Here is a 15,593-nt window from a genome sequence, read left to right as displayed (position 1 = left end):
TGCTGTTGCCGCCACTGCAAAAGCACTGCTCGTGTTGGCTGGGCTGTGCAGCCTGCAAGTGGCAGGCGCGGTGACGCCGGCCATGACGAGAGCGGAATTTGTAGAAGCGCGGGACACCATCAACACCCGTCACGACAAGGCCTTGGCGCACTGCAAAACCGAGGGCGGTGCCGCGCAGCCACGCTGCAAGCTGCAGGCCGACGGGCGCCGCCGTATCGATCTGGCGGTGCTGGAGGCGCGCTACCACCCCAGCGCCAACAACAGCTACAAGGCCGTAGCCGCTGATGTGGAGATGCGCTACACACTGGCGCAAGACACTTGCAAAACCAAACACGCGGGCAGCGACAAAGAGGCCAAAGCCGCACTCAAGGAGTGCAACGACAAAGCCAAGACCGAGCGCTTTAGCGGCCTGCGCGATGCACACCAGCACGCAGCGGGCCAGGCATCGGTAGCCACGCCGCCCAAGAGCGAAGCCGAGCGCCAGCGCGAAGCCGATCTGGACACCGCCATCCGCAAATGCGACAGCCTGCTGGGCGATGCCAACTTGCAGTGCATGCGGGCTCTATCGCCCGAGGCGCGGCAGCGCGCAGCCGAGCGCGCCAGCGGTGGCCCGGCACGCAAAGACTGACCTCGCTCGGTGCGAAAGCGCCATCGCGAACGAAACAAGAGCTGCCGAGGCAGCTCTTGTTGTTGGCGGTTTGTGGTTTAGAAACGGCGCTGGCTCAGCAGCAGCGAGCAGCGCAGTCGCAGCCACTGCATGCGCCTGGCGTTGGCCGGCAGCGGCAGGCGCTCGCCGCGCGCCAGCCAGTCCTGGCGCAGCTCACGCAGTTGCTGGCGCGTGAGTTGCTGCACGGCCTGTTGCCAGAGCTGGCGCTGTCGGGTGATGGCGTTCGTGCTCATGCGGGCTCCTTGGGCAGCGGCCAGGCTGGGGCGGGGTTGGTGGGCGCCGTGCTCTCGCCCTTGCCGAAGGCATACCAGTCGACCTTGCGGGTGGCCACCATCACAATGGCCAGCACGACGAACAGTGCGAGCGATCCCACCACCAAGGCGGTCTGCTCCAGTTGCAGCAGCACAAACAGCAGGCCATACATCACCGCGATCAAGGCGGCAAACGGCAGGCCACGGCGTAAGCTGCCGAGGATGTAGGTGGCGTAATAGCCGAGCAGCAGCACGCAGGCACCAGCGCCCACCGCGTAGGCACGGGCAAAGCCGATGTGCTCGGACAAACTGATCAGCAGCAAAAAGAAGCTGCACAGCGCCGAGCCCACCAGCAGGTATTGCACCGGGTGCACACGCAGCTTCTTCAACACCTCAAACATGGCCACGGCCACAAAGGTGAGCACCACAAACAGCAGGCCGTATTTGGTGGCGCGATCGCTCAGCGTGTAGGGGTTCACCGGGTCGATGAAGGTGGTGCCGAACTGCTCCAGGCACTGGCTGCCTTCCTGCGTAAAACCGGCATCGGGATCGGCGGGCGAGCACAAGGGCTTGCCGCCCAGAAAGCCTTGGCGTGCCGACGAAGCCAGCGCCGAGATGTTCCAGCTGGCGTCAAACGCGCTCTCGCTGATGCTGCGGCGCGAAGGCAGAAAATTGCCGCCAAACGAAGGGTGCGGCCAGTCGGCTTTCAGGCTCACCTCGTTGCTGCCGCCCAGTGGCACAAAGCCCACTTGCTCGGTGCCCACCAGCTCCAGCGCCATCTGCACTTCCAGCGGGGCGGCGCTGTCTGCGGCCACGGCGGGCAAAGCTTTGGACTGCAGGCCGCGCGTGTAGGCCGGGTGGCCGGTGCCTGATTCCAGCGCCACGGCCTGGCCGTTAATGCGCAAGCTGGCGCTGCGGATGCCACGCGGATCGCTCAGCGGTAGCATCAGGCGGGGCGCGTCGCACTGGCGCACGCCATGGCCTTCGGGCTTGCCTTGCAGTTGGTTGCCGGGGGCAAAGCGTGCCACCAGCTGGTCGCTCAGCACGAAGGTGTTGACCTGGTAGAGCCCGCGGGCGCGGGGCTGCATTTGCGCTGCGGCGTTGTGCTTGACTTCGTCGGGCAACGCGTAGCGCTGAAAGCTCACCACGCGGGTTTCGGCGCGGCCTTCGCTGTCTTTGCCGGTGACTTCGCGTGTGCACTGCTGCACCAGCGCCGGGCCGTACAGCGTTTGCGAGCCCGCCGTGCTGTTGACCACGCTTTGCACGGCGCGGTCGCGGTTGTTGATGCGGTCGCGCACCACGTCGCTGATCAGCATCAGCCCCACCATCAGCAAAGCCACGGTAATGGCCAGCGTGAAGGCTTTTTGTACCAGTCTGTTCTTCATGCTCTCACCTCGTTGTCAGTTCGGTGGAGCGAGTCTGCAAAACGCCGGTGAGCCGGGCATGAAGCGTGTGAAGCCAGGGTGAAATGCGCTAGCTGTGTGGCGAAAAATCCAGCACCACCTGCAAGCCGGGCTGGGTGTTGGCAAAGCGCAGCTGGCCGTTGTGCAGCTGCATGATGCGGTGCACGATGGACAAACCCAGGCCGGTGCCGCTGCGCTCGCCATTGGGGCGCGGCGTGGTGAAAAAGCGCTCGCCCAGCTTGTGCATCAGTGCATCAGGCACACCCGGCCCGCTGTCTTGCACGGTGACGCTGTTTGGGCCCAGCTGCACCAGCACCTGGCTGCCGGCGGGTGAGAAATCCAGCGCATTGGCCAGCAGGTTGCTGATGGCCAGCTCCACCAGGCGCGCGTCCCAGGCGCCGCTGCTGCCTTCGCCCTGCAACTGCAGGGCAATGCCTTTTTGGGCGGCCGTGGTTTGCAGCTGGCGCAGCGCTTGTTCGGCGCATTGGCGCAGGCTGGTACTGGCGGGGGAGCTGGCCGGGGCGAGCGCCGGGCGCTGCTCCAGCTGGCTCAGCTGCATCAGCTGGTCGATCAGGTTTTGCAGGCGCAGGCTCTGGTCTACCACCTGCTGGGCAAACAGCTGGCGGTCGGCGGGCGGCAGCTCGTCTTGCAGCAGCTCGCCGGCGCCGCGAATGGCGGCCACCGGGCTTTTGAGCTCGTGCGTGAGCGCGCGCACATAGCCTTCGATGTAATCACGCCCTTCAAGGCGGCGGCGCATGGAATCCATGGCCTGGGCCAGGTCGCCGAGCTCGCCCGGGACCTCGGGCACGGGCGGCGTGGCGGGCGCTGGCTGGCTGCCATCGGCCTCGTGCAAGGTGGGCGCTTGCACATGCTGGGCGTAGCTGCGCAGCTTGCGCACCTGGGCCACCAGCCACCAGGTGATGGCAAAGCCGACGGCGGCCGAGAGCAGCAGAAAAAGCAGGCCGCCGCGCAGCATTTTGCTTTCGCCGCGGTCGATGATGGCCTGCACCGCGTGCGCGGCTTTGGAGACCGTCAGCACGCCGGCAATCTTGCCATTGAGCAAGATGGGGGCAGACACATACATCACGCTGGTGGCTTCGTCCGTGGCCACATCGCGCGTGGTGCGGGCGCCGTACTCGCCTTGCAAGGTGCGGGCGATATTGCGCCAGCGCGAGTAGTCGGCGCCTATATCTTGGCCGGCCGAATCGAAGAGCACGCGGCCTTGCGCGTCGGTCACGGTCACACGCAGATCGAGGGTGGATTTGCGCGTGTCCCAGATCCAGACCTGCACCTTTTGCTGCGCCACGGCTTGCACGTGGCGCGCAAAGCGGCTGCTGTCGGGCGCGCTGGCCAGGCTGCCGTTGGCCATGTCGTCGCCGGCAAAGGGTGCGAGCAGGTAGGCGGTTTCGACCAAGGTGTCCTCGGTCACTTTGCGCACGCTGGGCTTGATCTCGACCATGAACACGCGCAGCACAAAAAAGGCCGCCAGGCCATTGATCAGGAAAAAGGCGAACAGCAGCCGGATGCCCAGACGCATGGCGCAGCCTTACTGCGGCAGGCGCAGGCTGTAGCCCATGCCGCGGTGCGTGCTGATGAAATCGCTCTCGGGCAGCACGGCGCGCAGCTTGGCGCGCAGGGTTTTGATGTGCGTGTCGACCGTGCGATCGGTGCTGTCGCTGTCGCTGCCCCAGACGGTATCGAGCAGGTGCTCGCGGCTGAGGATGCGGCCCTTGGCCGCCACCAGGCTGGCGAGCAGTTGGTATTCGCGCCGCGTCAAATCGAGCGTCTGGCCTTGCAGCAAAATGCGCTGGCCGACTTCGTCCACCTGCAGCACAGAAGTACTTGACGAAGCTGGTTGCTGGACGGCAGGCGCTGGCGCAGAGAACTGCTGCACCCGGCGCAGCAAGGCGCGTGTGCGCGCCACCAGCTCGCGCGGGCTGAAGGGCTTGGTCAGGTAGTCGTCGGCGCCCAGCTCCAGGCCGAGCACGCGGTCCATCTCTTCACCGCGTGCGCTCAGCACCAACATGGGCGCGGTGACGCCGCTGGCGCGCAGCTGGCGGCACCAGTCGAGGCCATTGCCGTCGGGCAGGCCAACGTCGAGCAAGAGCGCGTCGTAGCGGCCGCTGGCCCATTGCTGGCGTGCATCGACGATCAGCAGGCTGTGTGTGCAGCGGATACCGTCGCGCTCGAGCGCATAGCAGACGGTGCGGGCAATGGCCGGGTCGTCTTCCAGCAGCAGAACATGGGGTTGTGTGTGCATGCTTCAGCGCCCGCCAGACACGTCGAGGATGGCGCCAGTGGAGTAGCTGCTCTTGTCCGACATCAGCCAGTAAATGGCCTCGGCCGTTTCTTCGGCAGTGCCGCCGCGCCCCATGGGCACGCCAGGTGCCAGGCGGGCCACGCGGTCGGGCTGGCCGCCGCTGGCGTGAATGTCGGTTTCGATCAGGCCCGGGCGCACCGCGTTGACGCGGATGCCCTGGCTGGCCACTTCGTGCGCCAGGCCCAGCGTCATGGTGTCGAGGGCGGCTTTGCTGGCGGCGTAATCTACATACTGGTTGGCCGCGCCCAGGCGCGCTGCCGCGCTGGAGACATTGACAATGCTGCCGCCTGCGCCGCCGTGGGCGGTGCTCATGGCCAGCACGGCTTCGCGCGCGCAGGCAAAACTGCCCAGCACATTGATGGCAAACATGCGCTGCCAGCGTGCCATGTCCATCTCTTGCAGGCGCTGGGCGCGATCCACCACACCGGCGTTGTTGACCAAGGCGCGGATGCGACCGAGCCGCTCGGCCACCTGGGCGAACATGGTTTTTACCTGCGCATCGTCGGCCACATCGGCCTGCACGGCCATGGCGCGCTGGCCCAGGGCCTGCACCTGTTGCACTACCTCGGCCGCGGCTTGCGCGTTGTGGCTGTAGTTAACGGCCACATCCCAGCCGTTGCGGGCAGCGAGTACGGCGGTGGCGGCACCAATGCCACGACTTGCGCCCGTGATCAAAACAATCGAAGTCATCCCGTAGTATTCTCATTCATCAGATTGAATCCATTACAGCAACGCAAAGGAGAATTGGCAATGGGCACTGTTGTTGAACTGAAATCCCAGGACGGTTTTGTTTTCCCCGCCTACGTGGCCGAACCCGCCAGCAAGCCGCGCGGCGCCATCGTGGTGCTGCAGGAGATTTTTGGCGTGAACTCGCACATCCGCTCGGTGGCGGACCGCGTGGCGCAAAACGGTTATCTGGCCATCGCACCGGCAACTTTCGCGCGCGTGAAAGCGAATGTGGAGCTCGGCTATACCGATGCCGACATGCAAGCCGGCTTCGCGCTCAAGACCGAGGTGGATGCATTGCCCGCGCCGGGCGTGCTGCAAGATATCCAGGCCGCCATCAACGAAGGCGCCAAGCGCACCGGCGGCAAGGTGGGCATTACCGGTTTTTGCTGGGGCGGCTTGCTCACTTGGCGCGCGGCTTGCGAGCTCAAAGGCCTGGCAGCGGCTGTCACCTACTACGGTGGCGGCATGACCACGCCCGAAGAAGCGGCCCGCCAGCCCCAGTGCCCGACCATGGCGCACTTTGGCAACAAGGACCACTGGATTTCGCTGGAATCGGTGGAGGCTTTCAAGCAAAAGCACGCCGAGATCGAGGTGTTTGTGTACGAGGCCGACCACGGCTTCAACTGCGACCAGCGCGGCTCTTACGACGCTGCAGCGTCCGCCGCAGCCCGCGCCCGCACGCAAGCCTTCTTTGCCAAGCATGTAGGCTGATAGCGCAGTAAAACGCAGCGCAGGCTGCTCACCTCTCAAAGCCTTGTTGGTGCAACGCCAGCAAGGCTTTGTTGCATTTGGGGCGGCGCGTTGTAATGCCACCGTCATTACCCGCCCAGAAGATGCAGCGCATCGCCAACTACCAACGATAGCCATGATGCGAGCTTTTTCTTTGAATGCGCAAGCCACTCCGTTGCGCTGGACGCTGGCCGCGCTGGCCGGTGCTGCGCTGCTGAGCGCTTGTGGCGGCGGTGGCTCTGACGGCGGCAAGCCGGCCACGGCGACTTTGGCCGTGCTGGAGACGACCGATCTGCACTTCAACATCCGCAGCTACGACTACTTCAAGCTGGCCGACGATCCCTCCTACGGTTTTGAGCGCACGGCAGCGCTCATCCGCAAGGCGCGCAGCGATTTCGCCAACACCTTGCTGGTGGACAACGGCGACACCATCCAGGGCTCGGCGCTGGCCGATTACGAGGCGCAGATTGCGCCCATCGCCTGCGAGCAGCAACTGTCCATGTACAAGGCCATGGGCGTGCTCAAGTTCGATGCGGGCACGCTGGGCAACCATGAGTTCAACTACGGCCTGCCTTATCTCAACCAGGTACTCGGCGGCGGCCTGCAGGTAGAGGGCGTGGACGCCAGCAAAAAGTGCGCTGGTGCCGGTTTCCCGATGGCGCTGGCCAACGTGCTGAGCACCAAGACCCAGGCGCCGCTGGTGGCGCCCTATGTGCTGCTGGAGCGCGAACTGAACGCCACCGACAAAGATGGCAAGGCCGTGAAGCTGCCGATCAAGATTGGCGTGATCGGCTTTACCACGCCCGGCATCATGAACTGGGACAAGCGCCATCTGGAGGGCAAGCTGCGCGTGACTGGCGCGGTAGAAGCCGCGCAAAAATACGTGCCCGAGCTGCGCAGCAAAGGCGCTGATATCGTGGTGGCGTTGTTGCACGGCGGGCTCGATGCTTCGGACTACCGCGCCGATATGGAAAACCCTGGTCTGCACCTGAGCAAGGTGGCCGGCATTGATGCCATGGTGATGGGCCACCAGCACAGCGTTTTCCCCGACACGGCAGAAAAGCCGGCCTTCAGCATGGCGGGTGTGGACAACAAGGCCGGCACCATCAACGGCGTGCCGGCGGTGATGGCCAGCTCCTGGGGCAAGGCGCTGGGCGTGGTGGCTTTGTCGCTGGTGTGGGACGGCAAGGCCTGGTCGGTGGACAAGGCCAAGAGCAAGTCAGAGCTGCGCAGCACCAGCACCGGCAAAGATGCGGCGGGCAAAACCACCTATGTGGCGCCTGACGCCAGCATTGCGCCGGTGGTCGAGAGCCAGCACCAGGCCGCGATCCGCTACGTGAAGACGCCGATCGGCCAGACCGATTTCCGCATGGGCACGCAGTTTGCCGATGTGGGCGACCCTGGCGCCATCCAGCTGGTGAACCAGGCGCAGCAGGACTATGTGCAGCGCTACATCCAGGCCAATCTGCCGCAGTACGCGCAGCTGCCGGTGCTGTCGGTCAGCGCGCCTTTCAAATCGGGCTTCCAGGGCGGCGCGGATTACACCGACGTGCTTGCCGGCCCGCTGGCCATCAACAACGCGGCCGATCTGTACCTGTACCCGAACACGGTCTACGCGGTAAAGGTGAACGGCGCTCAGATCAAGAGCTGGCTGGAAGCGGCAGCGCAGCGCTTCAACCGCATCGACCCGGCGGCCACGGCTGACCAGTGGCTGATCAGCAGTTTTCCGGGCTACAACTTCGACGTGTTCACCAGCGCCGATGTGCAGTACCAGATTGACGTGACCCAGCCCGTGGGCAGCCGCATTGTCGGCCTGCAGTACCAGGGCGCCGCCATCAACCCGGCGCAGGAGTTTGTGATTGCCACCAACAACTACCGCGCCACCAGCGGCAAGAGCTTTTTGCCCGAGCTGGACGGCCGCGCCACCATCTACGCTTCGCCCGACGCCAACCGCGATGTGGTGATTGCCTATATCAAGGCCCACCCGAACATCAGCCGCGCCAGCAACGGCGCGGCCAAGAGCTGGCGCTTTGCCAAGACGCCGACGGCCGGCAAGGTCTTGTTCAGATCGGCAGCGAATGCCTTGCCAGTGGCGCAGGCGGCCGGGCTGGCGAATGTGAGCGTGGAGCAGGCTGACGACGGCACGGGCACGCAGCGCGGCATTTACCGCATCGACCTGGGCCAATAAGCTGCCGCCCGCAGCATGCAGGCGCTACCGGCCCGTGCGGGTGAGGTAGCGCTTGTACGAAAAAAAGATGATCAGCGACACCGAGATCAGTGCCATCACGCCCATGGCCCACCAAAAGCCGTTCTGCGTGTGGATCCAGGGGATGTACTCGAAGTTCATGCCGAAGATGGCGGCGATCAGGTTCAGCGGCAAAAAGATGGCGGTGATGGTGGTGAGCGTGCGCATGATGTCGTTGGCGCGGTTGCTCTGCACCGAAAAGTGCATTTGCACGGCGGTTTCGGTGTTCTGCTCCAGCCGGCGTACGTGGTGCACCACGCGCTCGATGTGTTCGAGCACATCGCGGCTGCGCACTTTCAGCGCCTCCAGCTCGCGCTGGGCGCTGCCGGCCTCGGGCACGGGCCAGGTTTCGACGGCATCCACCCAATCTTGTACGGCGGCGCGCTGGTCTTCGCAGATTTCGTCGAGCTGGTGCAGGCCCAGGCGCGCCTCCATCAGGGCTTGCCAGTTGGCGATGCGCTTGCGCGGCGAGAGCAGGGCGCTTTGCCATTGGTCGAGGTGGCGCGAGAGCTCGCGGCGCAGATCGAGATAGTTGTCGACGATGAGGTTGACGATGCGCATCATCAGATCGGCGGGCGAAGCGGGCAAGCGGATCGGCTGCACGGCGCCTTGGCCGGGGGCGGCCGAAGCGGCTGGCGCGCGGAAGGCCTTGTCCTCGCGGGCCAGCCGCTCTTGCGTGGCGTCGGAGATCTGGCCCAGATCAGGCGCGTCGGGCGCGGGCACGCTGCTCTCGGTCTTGGCAAACTGCAGCAGACGGCGGGCATAGGCGTCGCGCACCGTGCAGTCTTCGGGGTGGACGGACAAGAGCACCCGCTCCCAAGCGACAAAGCCTACCGGTGTGGTGTTGATGTGCACCGCATCTGGCAAGGGCTTGGCCGCCGCGCTGCGCCGCGCCGCTGTGAGCGCTGCCGTGCCAGCCTGGGCGGGCGTGGTGGCCAGGCGGCGGATCACCAGCAGATCGTATTGCGAGGTGTAGTCGTAATGCGAGGGCAGTTGCGCGTTCAGCAGATCAGACACGTGCAGATCGACCAGCGGCGCGCCCGTGAGTTTTTGCAGCGCCAGTTGCAGGCTGCCGAGCTGCTCGCTGAAATAGCTGCGCGCGCAAGCCAGCCAGAGAAAGCCTTTGTCGGGCAACTGGTAGGGCACGGCAGCGAGTTCGCTGGCTTCGTTGCCGATGATGTGGAAGATGCGGATGCTCGGTGTGCTCACCCTGGGTCCCTCAAAAGCTGATCCGCGCCAGCATGGCAAACATATTGTCTGATGGAATACCGGGGTGATCCACCAGCGTGACGAGGCGCGGGGCGGTGCGTGCGTTGCGAGTCTTCGTTTTTGGGTGGCGATATGGCTGCGTATGCTTTGTTACCGAGCTTTGCCGTACCCAGGTACTGTCTGCAGCTCGGCGTCGCGCCTACGCAGCCATCTCGCCATTGGGCGGCAGTTCCGAGGCCCGCTCCGCTGCTCCGGCCGCTATTTCAATACCGGGGCAGTTTTTCGTCAACCAGGCTGTCGTAAAAACGGGCCTGTGCAAGTTGCGCAGGCCCGTTGGGTGGTGTTTGCTATTGTTTTTTTAAGCTTTCAGCTTGCGAGCGGCTTCCAGCGAGAAATAGGTCAGGATGCCGTCTGCGCCAGCGCGCTTGAAGGCGAGCAGCGATTCCATCATCACCTGGTCGTGGTCCAGCCAGCCGTTTTGTGCGGCGGCCTTGAGCATGGCGTATTCGCCCGAGACCTGGTAGGCGAAGGTGGGCACCTTGAACTCGTCTTTGACGCGGCGCACCACGTCGAGGTAGGGCAGGCCGGGCTTGACCATCACCATGTCGGCGCCTTCGGCCAGGTCCAGCGCCACTTCGCGCAGGGCTTCGTCGCTGTTGGCCGGGTCCATCTGGTAGACGTTCTTGTCGGCCTTGCCGAGCGCGCCGCGTGTGCCTACGGCGTCGCGGAACGGGCCGTAAAAAGCGCTGGCGTACTTGGCGCTGTAGGCCATGATGCGGGTGTAGATGTGGCCTTGGGCCTCAAAAGCTTCGCGGATGGCGCCAATGCGGCCGTCCATCATGTCGCTGGGCGCGACGATGTCGACACCGGCTTCGGCGTGGTTGAGTGCCTGGCCCACCAGAATCTCCACCGTCTCGTCGTTCAGGATGTAGCCGGTCTCATCGAGCACGCCGTCCTGGCCGTGGCTGGTGTAGGGGTCGAGCGCCACGTCGGTCATCACGCCGAGCTCGGGAAACTCTTTTTTCAGGGCGCGCACCACGCGGGGAATCAGGCCCTCGGGGTTGAGCGCTTCTTTGCCGTCGGGCGCTTTGAGTGCGCTGTCGATCTGCGGGAACAGGGCCAGCACGGGAATGCCGAGCTTGACGCATTCCTCGGCCACGGGCAGCAGCAGGTCCAGGCTCAGGCGGTCGACGCCGGGCATCGAGGGCACGGCTTCGCGCTTGTTCTGCCCTTCGTGCACGAACACCGGGTAGATGAAGTCGTGCGGCGTGAGCACATTCTCACGCACCAGGTTGCGGGTGAACGCGTCGCGGCGCAGGCGCCGGGGACGGTTGTGCGGAAACGGGGTAGGGCTGGACAAATGCATGGCCAAGATTGTGCGCCAGATTGCAAAACCAGGCTGTCGCCCGCTGCCAAGACAGCAAGGCAAGCAGCAGTTTGGCGGGCCGATCTGAGCGGACCGACTGCCCTGCCAGCCCAAACCACTACACTGTGCAACATGCTGATGTTGTGGATCAAAGCCTTTCATATCGTGTTTGTGGCCAGCTGGTTCGCCGGCCTGTTCTACCTGCCGCGTATCTTCGTCAACTTGGCCATGGTGCCGCCGGGATCGACCGCCGAGCGCGAGCGCCTGCTGCTGATGGCGCGCAAGCTCTTGCGCTTCATGACGATGATCGCCGTGCTGGCCATTGGCCTGGGTCTGTGGCTGTGGCTGGGCTGGTGGCGCGGCGCGGGCGGCTGGTTGCACGCCAAGATTTTTGTGGTGCTGCTTATCATTGGCTACCACCATGCCTGCGCGGTGTTGCTGCGCAAGATTGCCAATGGAACGGATCGGCATTCGCATGTCTGGTACCGCTGGTTCAACGAGGTGCCGGTGCTGATGCTGATCGTGGCCGTGGTGCTGGTGGTGGTGAAACCTTTCTGAGATGCAAGAGCAGCCTGCGTCACCGCCTGCGGCAGATAACCACCGCACCATCGCCTGGCCCTTGGTGCCGGTGTATGTGGCGCTGATCATCTTTGCGAGCCTGTTTCCGTTTGAAGGCTGGCGCACGCAGGGTATATCGCCCGCCGAGTTTCTGCTGGCCAAGATTCCGCCACCGTACTGGACCTGGTTCGACGTGCTCATCAACGTGGCCGGCTATGCGCCGCTGGGCTTGTTGCTGAGCCTGGGCTTTTGGCGCCATGGCTGGCGCAAAACCGGTTGGCTTTGGGCTTTGCTGCTGGGCGCCTTGCTGTCGCTGGCGATGGAGTTTTTGCAGATTTTTCTGCCGCAGCGCGTCTCCAGCAATACCGACTGGTTGCTCAATGCCTTAGGTACCTGGCTGGGCGCTTTGCTGGTGCCGCTGCTGGCGTGGCTGGGCGTTTTGCAGCGCTGGAGCGATGTGCGTGACCGCTGGTTCGAGCCCGATGCGCGGGGCGCCATTGTGCTGCTGCTGCTGTGGCCGCTGGCCCTGCTTTTCCCGCCGCCGCTGCCGTTTGGCCTGGGTCAGGTGTTCGAGCGGCTGGAGGGCTGGCTGGTCGATTTTCTGGAGAACACGGCTTTTGAAGAGTGGATGCCGCAGTTCGCGCAGGCGGCCGAGCCGCTGTCGCCCATCGGCCAGCTGGTGGTGGTGCTGCTGGGCTTGCTGGTGCCGTGTTGGCTGGCTTTCAGCGTGATGAGCGATATGTCGCGCCGCATGCTGATGGTGGCGCTGATCTTTTTGGTGGGCATTGGCGTGTCGGCGCTGTCCTCGGCGCTCAGCTACGGGCCGGTGTTCGCCTGGGATTGGCTGGACCAGTCCACCCGCCTGGGCCTGGGGCTGGCGCTGGCTTTGGCGCTGTTGCAAGTGGGCTTGCCGCGCCGCTACTGTGTGCTGCTGCTGCTGATGGGCGTGATGATCGACGTGAACCTGCTCAACCAGGCGCCGCCCAGCCCGTACTACGCCACCGCCTTGCAGTCCTGGGAGCAGGGGCGCTTTATCCGTTTTTTTGGTCTGGGCCAGTGGCTGGGTTGGTTGTGGCCGTTTGCCGTCATCGTCTATGTGCTGATGCGCCTGGCGCGTGTGCCCGCCGACGCGGTGGCGCGGCGCCGCCAGCGCAGTTGAGCGCGGTGCGCCGAAAGGCTTGTGCAGCTGCGGCGTAACGCCAAGCTGCCACAATACGGGCCATCGCATTTGAGAAGAGAGCTTGGCATGAGCGAGCAAAACACCGGCAACAACGGCCAGTACTACAAGCACCACGTGTTCTTCTGTCTGAACGACCGTGTCAACGGCGAGGACAGCTGTGCCCATCATGGCGCCAAAGACATGTTCGACCACTGCAAGGCACGCATCAAGGCTGAAGGCCTGAGCGGCCCCGGCAAGGTGCGTATCAACAAGGCCGGCTGCATGGACCGTTGCGCGGGCGGCCCGATCATGGCTGTCTACCCCGAGGGCGTCTGGTACACCTATATCGACAATGACGATATCGACGAAATCATCGAATCGCACCTGAAGAACGGCCAGGTGGTGGAGCGCCTGGTAACGCCGCCCGACGTGGGCCGCTGAGCGCAGAGCAGGGCCATCTGCCCTGGCTAATAGACTGAAATTTTGAGCAGCAGCGTTTGCAGGAAAGCGCTGACAGCTATGGAGTTGATAGCGTATGAACGCGCAGACTGAACGCTTCACGATCAATGGCCCGGCCGGCGTGCTGGAGATCGCCCGCGATCTGGCCGCCGCCCCCGATGGCCAGGTGCGTGGCACCGCCGTCATCGCCCACCCGCACCCGTTGTTCTCCGGCACCATGGACAACAAGGTGGTGCAGACCTTGGCGCGCGCTTTTGTGGCCTCTGGTTGGAACGCCGTGCGCTTCAACTTCCGGGGCGTAGGCGCGTCGCAAGGCAGCTACGACAAGGGTACGGGCGAGCAGGCCGACATGCTGGCCGTGGTGCAGCAACTGGCCGGCGAAGGCCCGCTGGCGCTGGCCGGCTTCTCGTTCGGCTCTTTTGTCATGAGCCATGTGCTGGCCGAGCTGTGGCCGCAGCGGCAGATCGAAAAAGCGGTCTTCGTCGGCACCGCTGCCACGCGCTTTGCAGTAGCCGCCGTGCCGCCCGAGGCGCACGAGCGCAGCTTGGTCATCCACGGCGAGGCAGACGATGTGGTGCCGCTGTCGGATGTGATGAACTGGGCGCGGCCGCAGATACTACCTGTTACGGTCATTCCTGATGGGGCCCATTTCTTCCACGGACAATTGCCCTTGCTCAAAGGCTTGGTCATGCGCCACCTGAGCGCGGTGGTTTGAGCGCCATCGTATAGTACCGCTACGGATTTTGATGGCCTGCAGCGCATAGGACGGGCGCTGGCAGGCAATTTCTTGGAATGAGTTGGACCACATGAAATCGACCCTGATGCCCACCCTGCGTACCTGGGCTGCTGCAGCCTTGCTGGTGCCCACGCTGGCCCTTGCCCAGCTGGCAGCGCCGGTGCCCCCCGAAATCGCTGCTCGCAATTACCTGCTGTTTGACGTGACCACCGGCCAGGTGCTGGCCGCCAAGGACCCGGAGGCGCAGATCGAGCCGGCATCGCTCACCAAGCTGATGACCGCCTATGTGGTGTTTGACGCGCTGCGCGCCAAGAAAATCAACCTCGAGCAAACCTTGCCGGTGAGCGAACGCGCCTGGAAGATGCCCGGCTCGCGCATGTTCATTGACCCCAAGATGCAGGTGAAGGTAGACGATCTGCTGCACGGCATGATTGTGCAATCGGGCAATGACGCCACCATGGCGCTGGCCGAAGGCGTGGGCGGCACGGCCGAGAACTTTGTGCGCCTGATGAACGAGCAGGCCAAAGCCCTGGGCATGGCCAAGACCGGCTACAAAAACCCGGAGGGCCTGACCGAGGCCGGCCACACCACCACGGCCAAGGACCTGAGCATTCTGGCCAACCGCCTGATGAAGGACTTCCCGGAGTACATGCACTACTACTCCACCAAGCAGTGGTTCTACCCCGGCACGCCCAAGTCCAACGGCACCAATCGTAATACTTTGTTGTTCCGCGACCCGACCGTCGACGGCCTCAAGACCGGCCACACCAATGCCGCCGGTTACTGCCTGGTGGCCACGGCCAAGCGCCAGGTGCCCAATGCCGGCGAGCGCCGCCTGATCTCGATCCTGCTGGGTGCTGCCAGCGACAAGGACCGCGCCAACGAAAGCCAGAAGCTGCTGAACTGGGGCTACACGGCGTTCGACACCGTCAAGCTGTTTGACGGCGGCCAGGCCGTGGCAACGCCCAAGGCCTGGAAGGGCGCGCAAGACACGGTCAAGATGGGCAGCCCCACGCCTATCGTCATCAACGTGCCCGCCGGCACGGGCGGCAAGGTGGAAACCCAGGTGGTGAGCCAGGAGCCGCTGGTGGCGCCGTTCACCAAGGGCCAGAAGCTGGGCACGCTGAAGGTGATGGCCGGCGGCCAGCAAGTGGCCGAAGTGCCGCTGGTGGCGCTGGAAGATGTGGGCGAAGCCGGTATCTTCGGCCGCGCCTGGGATGCCATCCGCCTGTGGATCAAGTAAACCACGGGCTTGCGCAGACCGGCTGCTGAGGGCTGCTTTGGCGCACTGCCCCCGGCTTTTGGGGCGGCGCTGAGCAGTTCGGCAGCCCATTTCGCCCTTCGCAAAGCGTGCTTCAGGCACGCTTTGTGGTTTCCGGGGTTAGAAAAAACAGGAGCAGTCAGCGCGCGTCAGTCAAGGCGCTGGCGCCCAAAATGCCAATCGGGGCGAGGCAGGTGCTGCGGGTTCTCCCGTAAAAATTTGCTGGATTTCGGGCAAGGTGATACAGTAGAGGGCTTTTCGGAATTTCCGAAGGGATTCACGTTTGCGCTTTTTCAATAAAGCAAATCACGGTAATTTCACGTTTAGGGACGTTTATTAATGCCAACCATTAACCAACTCGTGCGTCAGGGCCGCACGGTCGAAGTTGTTAAATCCAAGAGCCCTGCTATGGAAAACTGCCCACAGCGCCGTGGCGTGTGCACCCGTGTGTACACCACGACGCCTAAGAAGCCTAACTCGGCTTTGCGTAAGGTGGCCAAG

At 64.2% G+C, this 15,593-nt stretch carries 15 protein-coding genes and 1 pseudogene; 9 read left to right on the top strand and 7 right to left on the bottom strand.

Translation table 11 applies throughout. From position 1 onward, the window contains the following. Positions 1-82 precede the first annotated feature (82 nt). Positions 83-628, top strand: a complete 546-nt coding sequence (locus ACFIQF_RS19575) for a hypothetical protein (protein ID WP_393945316.1) — start codon at positions 83-85, stop codon at positions 626-628. Positions 629-705: 77 nt separating this feature from the next. On the opposite strand, the gene ACFIQF_RS19570 is transcribed toward ACFIQF_RS19575, so the two are convergent. The 5 genes from ACFIQF_RS19570 to ACFIQF_RS19550 all read right to left on the bottom strand — a co-directional run bounded on the left by ACFIQF_RS19570 (position 706) and on the right by ACFIQF_RS19550 (position 5,331). Beyond that, positions 706-900 carry a hypothetical protein gene (locus ACFIQF_RS19570; RefSeq protein ID WP_393945315.1) on the bottom strand — a complete coding sequence of 65 codons (195 nt, stop codon included), beginning with the start codon at positions 898-900 and terminating at the stop codon, positions 706-708. After that, positions 897-2,303, bottom strand: a complete 1,407-nt coding sequence (gene creD / locus ACFIQF_RS19565) for a cell envelope integrity protein CreD (RefSeq protein ID WP_393945314.1) — start codon at positions 2,301-2,303, stop codon at positions 897-899. The genes ACFIQF_RS19570 and creD overlap by 4 nt, the downstream gene beginning before the upstream one ends. Before the next feature lie 88 nt (positions 2,304-2,391). Next, a complete protein-coding gene (gene creC, locus ACFIQF_RS19560; RefSeq protein ID WP_393945313.1) occupies positions 2,392-3,858 on the bottom strand; it encodes a two-component system sensor histidine kinase CreC in 1,467 nt (488 codons plus the stop codon). 9 nt (positions 3,859-3,867) lie between these two features. Further along, the gene (gene creB, locus ACFIQF_RS19555; protein WP_393945312.1) at positions 3,868-4,581 is read right to left on the bottom strand and encodes a two-component system response regulator CreB; all 714 of its coding nucleotides are present in this window, start codon (positions 4,579-4,581) and stop codon (positions 3,868-3,870) included. Positions 4,582-4,584: 3 nt separating this feature from the next. Continuing rightward, complete coding sequence (locus ACFIQF_RS19550; protein ID WP_393945311.1) at positions 4,585-5,331, bottom strand: SDR family oxidoreductase; 747 nt, start codon at positions 5,329-5,331, stop codon at positions 4,585-4,587. A 60-nt stretch (positions 5,332-5,391) separates the two neighbouring features. Here ACFIQF_RS19550 and ACFIQF_RS19545 point away from each other — a divergent pair, with 60 nt between their 5' ends. Both ACFIQF_RS19545 and ACFIQF_RS19540 read left to right on the top strand, forming a co-directional pair. Beyond that, positions 5,392-6,081, top strand: coding sequence for a dienelactone hydrolase family protein (locus ACFIQF_RS19545; RefSeq protein ID WP_393945310.1), 690 nt, complete (start codon positions 5,392-5,394; stop codon positions 6,079-6,081). Between the two features lie 154 nt (positions 6,082-6,235). Further along, positions 6,236-8,287 carry a bifunctional 2',3'-cyclic-nucleotide 2'-phosphodiesterase/3'-nucleotidase gene (locus ACFIQF_RS19540; protein ID WP_393945309.1) on the top strand — a complete coding sequence of 684 codons (2,052 nt, stop codon included), beginning with the start codon at positions 6,236-6,238 and terminating at the stop codon, positions 8,285-8,287. A 24-nt stretch (positions 8,288-8,311) separates the two neighbouring features. Here ACFIQF_RS19540 and ACFIQF_RS19535 read toward each other — a convergent pair whose 3' ends face one another. Continuing rightward, positions 8,312-9,553 (bottom strand): magnesium transporter CorA family protein, encoded by a 1,242-nt coding sequence (locus ACFIQF_RS19535; protein WP_393945308.1) that lies wholly within the window; start codon positions 9,551-9,553, stop codon positions 8,312-8,314. 358 nt (positions 9,554-9,911) lie between these two features. Beyond that, entirely contained in the window at positions 9,912-10,919 is a 1,008-nt protein-coding gene (hemB, locus tag ACFIQF_RS19530; RefSeq protein WP_393945307.1) for a porphobilinogen synthase, read from the bottom strand. Between the two features lie 138 nt (positions 10,920-11,057). Between hemB and ACFIQF_RS19525 the strand changes: the two genes are divergently transcribed. The 6 genes and pseudogenes from ACFIQF_RS19525 to rpsL form a co-directional block, all read left to right on the top strand. Next, complete coding sequence (locus ACFIQF_RS19525) at positions 11,058-11,477, top strand: CopD family protein (RefSeq protein WP_393945306.1); 420 nt, start codon at positions 11,058-11,060, stop codon at positions 11,475-11,477. A 1-nt stretch (position 11,478) separates the two neighbouring features. Beyond that, a complete protein-coding gene (locus ACFIQF_RS19520; protein WP_393945305.1) occupies positions 11,479-12,636 on the top strand; it encodes a VanZ family protein in 1,158 nt (385 codons plus the stop codon). A gap of 87 nt (positions 12,637-12,723) precedes the next feature. Next, positions 12,724-13,077 carry a (2Fe-2S) ferredoxin domain-containing protein gene (locus ACFIQF_RS19515; protein WP_393945304.1) on the top strand — a complete coding sequence of 118 codons (354 nt, stop codon included), beginning with the start codon at positions 12,724-12,726 and terminating at the stop codon, positions 13,075-13,077. 94 nt (positions 13,078-13,171) lie between these two features. Continuing rightward, entirely contained in the window at positions 13,172-13,810 is a 639-nt protein-coding gene (locus tag ACFIQF_RS19510) for an alpha/beta hydrolase (protein WP_393945303.1), read from the top strand. Between the two features lie 91 nt (positions 13,811-13,901). Next, positions 13,902-15,074 carry a D-alanyl-D-alanine carboxypeptidase family protein gene (locus ACFIQF_RS19505; protein WP_393945302.1) on the top strand — a complete coding sequence of 391 codons (1,173 nt, stop codon included), beginning with the start codon at positions 13,902-13,904 and terminating at the stop codon, positions 15,072-15,074. A gap of 357 nt (positions 15,075-15,431) precedes the next feature. Then, a pseudogene (rpsL, locus tag ACFIQF_RS19500) lies at positions 15,432-15,593 on the top strand (30S ribosomal protein S12); the annotation flags it as partial.

The sequence above is a fragment of the Comamonas trifloxystrobinivorans genome (assembly GCF_043359985.1).
GTDB lineage: Bacteria > Pseudomonadota > Gammaproteobacteria > Burkholderiales > Burkholderiaceae_C > Comamonas > Comamonas trifloxystrobinivorans.
This window is presented reverse-complemented; position numbering and strand designations above follow the sequence as displayed.